Below are 6,887 nucleotides of genomic sequence, written 5' to 3' on the forward strand. Positions count from 1 at the left end.
CAATGCCAAAGTCTGACGATCTCTGTGGTATCGAAACGTCGCTCTCGGGTGCCGTTATCGGTGATTGGAACAACGTCATTCACGGTGTTTTGTCCCACTCTGCCAGCACGGGGCCAAGCCTGAACCTTGTTCTTGCGGCCGCCCCTGATTTCGCCTTGGGGCAGGCCATCCGCGGGCTGTCTTGCCTTTTGCTGGGCAGGGCTGAAATGGTCACCATCGCGCGTGAGGCCCATGCGGCGGCCATTACCGCAGCACCCGCTACCCCGCGCGAAATGGCCTTTGTTCACGCCTTGGGCGATTGGTTGGCAGGGCGCCCTTCACATGCGGCGGCACGGTTGCAAATTACGTTAAACGAAAACCCGCGCGATGCCTTGGCGATGAAAATGGTCCAAGCGCTCCATTTCATCATCGGCAACCCCCGCGCGATGCGGGCCTCTGTCGAAGGCGTCATGGGCGCATGGGCCGACCACCCAACCCGCGGGTATCTGCTGGGCTGTCACGCCTTTACATTAGAAGAAACCGGCGAATATGCCGCCGCCGAAAAGGCGGGTCGTGATGGCATTGCCCTTACGCCGGATGATGCTTGGGGCCTGCACGCCGTCGCCCATGTGTTTGATATGACGGGCCGCGCGCGCGAAGGGCTGGAGTGGTTGACAGGCCGTGACGCGTCATGGGCGCATTGCAACAACTTTCGCTTTCACGTTTGGTGGCACCGTGCGTTGATGCATTTGGATCTGGGTGAATATGACACCGCCCTTGCCCAATATGATGCCGATATTCGCGCCGAGAAAACCGATGATTACCGTGATGTGTCCAACGCTGCGTCCTTGCTGTCGCGGCTAGAGCTGGAGGGCGTCGATGTTGGCGACCGCTGGCAAGAGCTGGCAAATCTTGCCGAGCATCGCGCCACAGATGGCTGCCTTGCCTTTGCCGACCTGCATTACATGCTGGCACTTTGCGGCGGGCAAAGAGACGCCGCCGCCACCGGTCTGATCGCGCGGATGCAGGCCAATAAAGCCGATGACAACGAGGCGGCCCGCGTCACGGCCCACCCTGGCCTACACATCGCCAAAGGGTTGCAAGCTTTTGCAAATGGTGAATACTCCGGCGCATGGCAGCATTTGCGCGCAGGCAAGTCAGACCTGCAATCTATCGGCGGCAGCCATGCGCAGCGCGATATTTTTGACCGCATCACCATTGAGGCCGCCGTCCGTGGCGGCAATCTGGATGCGGCAGAAACCCTGCTGCGCGACCGTTTGGCGCGGCGCGGCGGTGCCTTGGATGGCTATGCCGAGGCGCGTCTGTCCCTTATTGATACCGCACGCCTGAAGGTGGTTTAAGATGATCAAAGTATCGCGCCCCCGCGACCCCCGGCTCGATTTCTTTCGCGGAGTAGGGATGTTTATAATCTTGATCGCCCATATCACCGACAACCCCTACACCTTGTGGATCCCCGCGCGGTTCGGCTTTTCCGACGCGACCGAGATGTTTGTGTTTTGTTCGGGAATGGCATCGGCGCTTGCCTTTGGTGCCGTGTTTCGGCGCGCAGGTTGGGTGATGGGTTTGCTGCAAATCGTCTTGCGCATTTGGCAGGTCTATTGGGTGCATTTGGGCGTGTTTTTCGTCACCTTGGTGTTGATGCTGTTGATAAACACCAGCGGCGTCTTCCCCCGAAATGAGGTGAATGCGCTGAACTTGTTGCCATTTCTAACCAATACGGGACCCAATCTGATCGGCCTGTTCACCCTGACCTATGTGCCGAATTACTTTGATGTTTTGCCAATGTATCTGGTGATCCTTGGGCTTATTCCTTTGATTATGGCACTAGCGCGGATCGATGTGCGCTTGCCGCTTTTGGTTAGCGTCATCCTTTGGCTTGCGGCCAACGCGGGCCTGAACCTGCCTGCGGAATTGTGGTTCACCAAACCATCAACACGGGCGTGGTTTTTTAACCCGTTCGCGTGGCAATTGGTGTTTTTCACCGGCTTTGCCCTGATGTCAGGATGGCTGCCACAGCCCCCCGTGCGCCGGTCGCTCATCTGGCTGGCGATCGCCGTTGTGCTGCTGTCGGTGCCGTTTGCATGGTATAAGATTATCGATGTCTCTGCGTATGTGCGCGCGTGGCGCAGCGACTGGGATCTGCTAATCAACAAATCCAACTTTGGCCTGCTGCGCTATGTGCATTTTCTGGCGTTGGCCTATTTGGCATGGGTTGCGGCGGGGCCGGGCGGCGCAAGGTTGCGTCAAACGGGATGGGCGGCATTTGCCATTGGTCAGATCAGCCGCGTCGGCCAGCAATCGCTGGCGGTGTTTGCGGCCTCGATGGTGATGGCGCGGGTTTTGGGTGCGGTGATGAACCTTGCCGGCAATAGGCCGCTGGCCGTTCTTGCCGTGAACCTTGCCGGCGTCGTTATCATTATCGCCGTTGCCCGCGTGACAGCGTTTTTCAAGGCCAAACCGTGGAAAAATGCCGCCCCCGCCACCCGAGGGCAACAGGCATGACCGCCGCGTCGCGCCGCCAGTTTTTGGGCCTTTTCGGGGGGCTTGCAGCATTGGGGTTGCACCAAGCGCAGGCGAATGGGCGTGCAGGGCTGCGCTTTGGCCCCACAACAGGCTTTACCCCCGAAACGGTTACCGCACGCGCACGCAACTTGGCGGTAAGCGCCTACGTGCCGCCACCCTCGGTCAGCACCGCGTGGCGAAACCTGTCTTATGATACGTTTCGGGGCATCTGGTATGATACGCGGCAGGCCCTTTACAGGGATCACCCATCGTCCGTACAGGCCGAATTCTTTGTGGCGGGGCTGTTTTTTCGTCATAAAATTGGCCTCCATGCCGTCGAAGGCGGCCAATCGCGCGAGGTACAGTTTGACCTTGCCAATTTCGACACCACCGACACATTCCCCGACCTGCCCGCCGAGGGCACGGGCTTTGCAGGATTTCGGGTGCTGGGCGAGACCGAGGCGCAAGGCAGATTTCAAGAATATGCCGTGTTCCAAGGGGCCAGCTATTTCCGCGCAATCGGGCGCGGCCAAGCTTACGGGATTTCCTCGCGCGGTTTGGCGCTGAACACCGCAGGCTCTGGCCCCGAGGAATTCCCGATCTTTCGTGAATTCTGGATCGAAGCCGCCGCGCCAGACGCTTCAGCCGTCACCATCCACGCGCTGTTAGACAGCCCCTCCGTCGCGGGGGCGTACCGGTTTGACATCCGCAAAGGCGATGTCACCGAAATGACGGTCAGCGCCCGCCTGTTCCCACGGGCTCAGCTAAACAGCGTTGGCATCGGCTCCGGCACATCGATGTTTTTGTTTAACAACATCAACCACTTCCGTTTTGATGATTTCCGTGAGGCTGTGCATGACAGCGACGGCCTGCTGATGCTGAATGGCATGGGCGAGACGATTTGGCGGCCCTTGAACAACCCCAAAAATATCGAAACCAGCATCTTTGTTGACAGCGCTCCGCGTGGCTTTGGCCTGATGCAGCGGGCGCGGAAACCCGGAGATTACAACGACTTGTCCGCACATTATGACCGTAGGCCATCACTGTGGGTCGAGCCCTTGGGCGACTGGGGCAAAGGCGCTGTGATGCTGATAGAGATCCCGACCGACAAAGAGATAAACGACAATATCGTCGCGTTTTGGCGGCCCCAGAGCCCCCTTTTTGCAGGCACCGAATATCAGTTCGACTATCGCCTTCACTGGTGTGCGACGGCGCCGGTCGAAGGCGCGGTTGCCCCTGTCATCGCCACACGCACCGGCGCGCGGGTGTTTGAGGATGGCCGGCTTTTTACCGTCGATTACGCGCCCCACCCCGCGCTTGGCGATGATCCGGCCCGCATTGAGGCGCGCGTATCAACCAGCCGTGGGGCGATCAGCAGCCCGATCGTGCAGCACAACCCTGCAACAGGCGGTATGCGGCTGGATTTCACCCTTAAGGGCGACCCGAACGAAACTGAATTGCGTGCCGAACTGTGGCGCGACGGGCGACCGGCAGCAGAGGTCTGGCTCAATCGTTGGATTAGCCGGTGATGCTGTTATTGTTAGACATGGCAGGCTTTGACGCCGCCGCTTTGCCCCCAAAGTTTCGACAGTAGCAACAGCCCGACCACCCCAATTAGCCTAACACAGATCAGACGCTGGACAAGCTGTGATCCGTCGAGCCAGCTAGACTTTGTCCTGCACTTCAAGGGCCATTTGATCCCCCAAAGCTGGTCAGCGCGGGCACTGGTCTGGTTTGAGCAATTCTGATGCCCCAACCTACCAGCGTAAGACCCGCGACCCGACGAGTGCACTGGTTGCCGCGACGGCTAAAATAGCAAGCCCGTACCAGGTTACGTAAAAAAGCGGGCTGTCTTCGGTGCAATACATCGCATAGACCGCCGCGCCAAGGCCGCTGCCCGCCAGCCCCGCGACAAACCCCGTAAGGGCTGGAACCGTGGTGGCCCCCTGCCGCAACGTCGTCAAAATGACAATCGCCGGAACAATCGACAACACCGGAATGGTCAAAAGGCAGGTAAACATGCTTTTGCCATAGGTCGCCATCAGCCGCGCATCAGGTGGCGTGGTGATATAGGCCCATGCCATCAGCCCCAATGCCACACAGGCGATCAACAAAAGCAAACCAAGGCCTGCCCCTTTGCGCCCGTTCGGGCGCGCCAAATTCAGGGAAACATACAGGCCCGCAAAACCCAAAGCGCCCGTCACCAAGAACCGTGCCAGCGATAACGGCAATGTAAGCGACTGCATCAAATCCGGCCGAAACCCAAGCGTCAGCCAAAGCGCAAGCGCCGACAGCGCCAAAGCCACCGGCAATGCCATCAAAAGAGTGTTTCGCAATGGCCGATGTCTGCGCCGATCTGCCGCCAACACCCGGATAAAATCATCCGTTTTCATTTTACATGCCTTTCCGCCAAGGCGGTCAACGTCTTTAAGGCGCGGTGCAACGCCACCCGAACGGCGCCTTCAGTCATATTCATGGCCAAGCCCGTTTCGGCGGTGCTGGCCCCATCTAACCCGATACGCGTCACAATATCTGCCGATTTCGGGTCCAACATGCCGATCATCTTTGCCATATCGGCCGCCTCGGTCAGATCTGGCCCGGTGTCGGCCGCCAACGCATCGGCGAAATCCTCAATAGGGATGTCGATTCTGTTGCCACGTGCCCGAAACGCATCCACCACTTTGTACCGCGCAATCGCATATAACCAAGGGCGGGCAGGTGTGTCAGGCTTCCACGTATGACGTTTTAAGTGGATCGCCAAAAGCACCTCTTGCATCACATCCTCACAGCCCGCGTCGCCCAAGGCCGAACCTTTTGCCCGCACAATTCCCCGCAAGACCGGGGCGACGGCCTGCAAAAACAGCTTGTATGCGCTGTCGTCGCCAGAATTTGCTGCGGTCAGCAACCGCCCCCAATCATCCATCAAAACGCCATCCGTGCTTTCCAATTCGCGGGAAGATCCGAAATGTTACATCCTTAGACCAACAACATGTGCAACCCTAAGGGGGTAGCTACGTGCAGGGGTCTGGCAAAGGCCACAACGCATCAATAACCAACGCGTGCAGCCTTAGCCCACGACACGTTATTTGCCAACCGACGACACAAAACGCCAAGTAAATGAACAGTGATTTAAGACGCCAGAAATTGGGGAGCCTCCTAGCACCGCTTGCTAGCGTAATCCTCGCGGAACGGTCGGGTGCACGCAACAGTCACAAAATGCTCAGGATCTCGACGCTTCGTGAACAGCTAAATATCGACTCGGTTGGCGAAAGCGTACCACTCCTTGCCGAGAGCGTCATTGTCGTCAAGCGCACCCAGCTTGACCGGAATAAGGCGTTCATGGCGCGGGAGGCTCCACAGCGGTGCTCTGCGGTCACCACCAAACGCACGGGAGACGACCCTCCGCTATGAAAGGCGTCCCCGTGCCGGACGTTCAGGCGGTCCGACTATCGTCCTTAGGCAGCATAGCTGACATTTGCTGCGGCGCAGACGGTCGTAGGTTTGCACTGCAGTTCTCAGGCTGGGCAGTCTTTGACATAGTCCGCCAGACATCGGCACAGGCGGTCAAACACCCGCGATATTTGCGGCTCTTTGCGCAGGTCCGGATGGGTGCCAACCCAAATTCCCAAAGTTGCAGTGACCTCGGGCAGAACGGCGACCAACTCCGCATCGCGCGCCGCTCAATTGTGGCGGATTATGCCTCCATGGCCTCAACCGAGGCGCGCAAGGACAGGGCCAATGCGTTGGGCGTCAATCCGGAGGGCGTTCGCAGGAACAGCGTCCAGCCAAGGTCGCGTTCAAGCGTCTCAATGTGGCACCGCGCGGCCTGCGACTGGCCGCCCTTGCCGTGATTGGGGTCATTATGGGGCGCCGCGCTTGATCTCCGCCTCAATCATCTGGATCGCGCATATCGGTCTGGATCGTATGCATGGCTATGGGCCCAAATTGCCCAGCGGGTTCCGGCAAACCGATCTTGGGGTGCTATGAGCCTTGCCAAGGTAGAGATAGTTTTACGCAAAGAGGCGAGACGGTCCGCCTTTCGTTGATCATAAAAACCTTCTTGACCTACAGTGCGCTCTAACCCGTAGATGTTTCTGCGTCTTGACGAGAATCGGATTGTTATGAAGATCGGGGAACTTGCGAAACGTTCGGGCCTAACCGCTTATACTATCCGCTATTACGAGCGGATCGGCCTGTTGCCCTTTGCGAATCGCGATGCTGGGGGACAGCGCGACTATGATCCCTCGATCTTGGTCTGGATCGAGTTCTTGGGCCGCTTGAAAGCCACCGGCATGCCGATCAGGGAAAGAGCTATGACTGAATCTGGTGTTTGGGCGGTTTGAAGGTTGGCGGCGTATCTGGTTGAATTGTTGTTGCGAGACAGC

At 58.5% G+C, this 6,887-nt stretch carries 8 protein-coding genes; 5 read left to right on the forward strand and 3 right to left on the reverse strand.

Annotated elements, in window-relative coordinates; all coding sequences use genetic code 11:
• Positions 1-2 precede the first annotated feature (2 nt).
• From ACEN2J_RS09235 to ACEN2J_RS09245, 3 genes are read left to right on the forward strand one after another with little or no spacing between them, the layout of a single operon-like run.
• Positions 3-1,340, forward strand: coding sequence for a tetratricopeptide repeat protein (locus ACEN2J_RS09235; RefSeq protein ID WP_442105201.1), 1,338 nt, complete (start codon positions 3-5; stop codon positions 1,338-1,340).
• Position 1,341: 1 nt separating this feature from the next.
• Positions 1,342-2,502, forward strand: coding sequence for an OpgC family protein (locus ACEN2J_RS09240; RefSeq protein ID WP_442105203.1), 1,161 nt, complete (start codon positions 1,342-1,344; stop codon positions 2,500-2,502).
• The gene (locus ACEN2J_RS09245) at positions 2,499-4,031 is read left to right on the forward strand and encodes a glucan biosynthesis protein (protein WP_442105205.1); all 1,533 of its coding nucleotides are present in this window, start codon (positions 2,499-2,501) and stop codon (positions 4,029-4,031) included. The genes ACEN2J_RS09240 and ACEN2J_RS09245 overlap by 4 nt, the downstream gene beginning before the upstream one ends.
• Positions 4,032-4,259: 228 nt before the next feature.
• Here ACEN2J_RS09245 and ACEN2J_RS09250 read toward each other — a convergent pair whose 3' ends face one another.
• The 3 genes from ACEN2J_RS09250 to ACEN2J_RS09260 form a co-directional block, all read right to left on the reverse strand.
• Positions 4,260-4,895 carry an NrsF family protein gene (locus ACEN2J_RS09250; RefSeq protein WP_442105207.1) on the reverse strand — a complete coding sequence of 212 codons (636 nt, stop codon included), beginning with the start codon at positions 4,893-4,895 and terminating at the stop codon, positions 4,260-4,262.
• Positions 4,892-5,425, reverse strand: a complete 534-nt coding sequence (locus tag ACEN2J_RS09255; protein WP_442105209.1) for a sigma factor-like helix-turn-helix DNA-binding protein — start codon at positions 5,423-5,425, stop codon at positions 4,892-4,894. The genes ACEN2J_RS09250 and ACEN2J_RS09255 overlap by 4 nt, the downstream gene beginning before the upstream one ends.
• A gap of 771 nt (positions 5,426-6,196) precedes the next feature.
• Positions 6,197-6,394, reverse strand: a complete 198-nt coding sequence (locus tag ACEN2J_RS09260; protein ID WP_442105229.1) for a hypothetical protein — start codon at positions 6,392-6,394, stop codon at positions 6,197-6,199.
• Here ACEN2J_RS09260 and ACEN2J_RS09265 point away from each other — a divergent pair.
• A complete protein-coding gene (locus tag ACEN2J_RS09265; protein WP_442105211.1) occupies positions 6,379-6,489 on the forward strand; it encodes a DUF4260 family protein in 111 nt (36 codons plus the stop codon). The two genes, ACEN2J_RS09260 and ACEN2J_RS09265, sit on opposite strands and share 16 nt — an antisense overlap.
• Positions 6,490-6,623: 134 nt before the next feature.
• Complete coding sequence (locus tag ACEN2J_RS09270) at positions 6,624-6,845, forward strand: MerR family DNA-binding transcriptional regulator (RefSeq protein ID WP_442105213.1); 222 nt, start codon at positions 6,624-6,626, stop codon at positions 6,843-6,845.
• Positions 6,846-6,887: the final 42 nt, after the last annotated feature.

It is taken from the genome of Pseudorhodobacter sp. W20_MBD10_FR17, from assembly GCF_052119765.1.
In the GTDB taxonomy this organism is placed as follows: Bacteria; Pseudomonadota; Alphaproteobacteria; order Rhodobacterales; family Rhodobacteraceae; genus Pseudorhodobacter.

What these genes read in the sequence shown, in the direction of transcription:
- ACEN2J_RS09235 (WP_442105201.1), top strand. Translation starts at nt 3, where the DNA reads ATGCCAAAGTCTGACGATCTCTGTGGTATCGAAACGTCGCTCTCGGGT.
- ACEN2J_RS09240 (WP_442105203.1), top strand. Translation starts at nt 1,342, where the DNA reads ATGATCAAAGTATCGCGCCCCCGCGACCCCCGGCTCGATTTCTTTCGC.
- ACEN2J_RS09245 (WP_442105205.1), top strand. Translation starts at nt 2,499, where the DNA reads ATGACCGCCGCGTCGCGCCGCCAGTTTTTGGGCCTTTTCGGGGGGCTT.
- ACEN2J_RS09250 (WP_442105207.1), bottom strand. Translation starts at nt 4,895, where the DNA reads ATGAAAACGGATGATTTTATCCGGGTGTTGGCGGCAGATCGGCGCAGA.
- ACEN2J_RS09255 (WP_442105209.1), bottom strand. Translation starts at nt 5,425, where the DNA reads ATGGATGATTGGGGGCGGTTGCTGACCGCAGCAAATTCTGGCGACGAC.
- ACEN2J_RS09270 (WP_442105213.1), top strand. Translation starts at nt 6,624, where the DNA reads ATGAAGATCGGGGAACTTGCGAAACGTTCGGGCCTAACCGCTTATACT.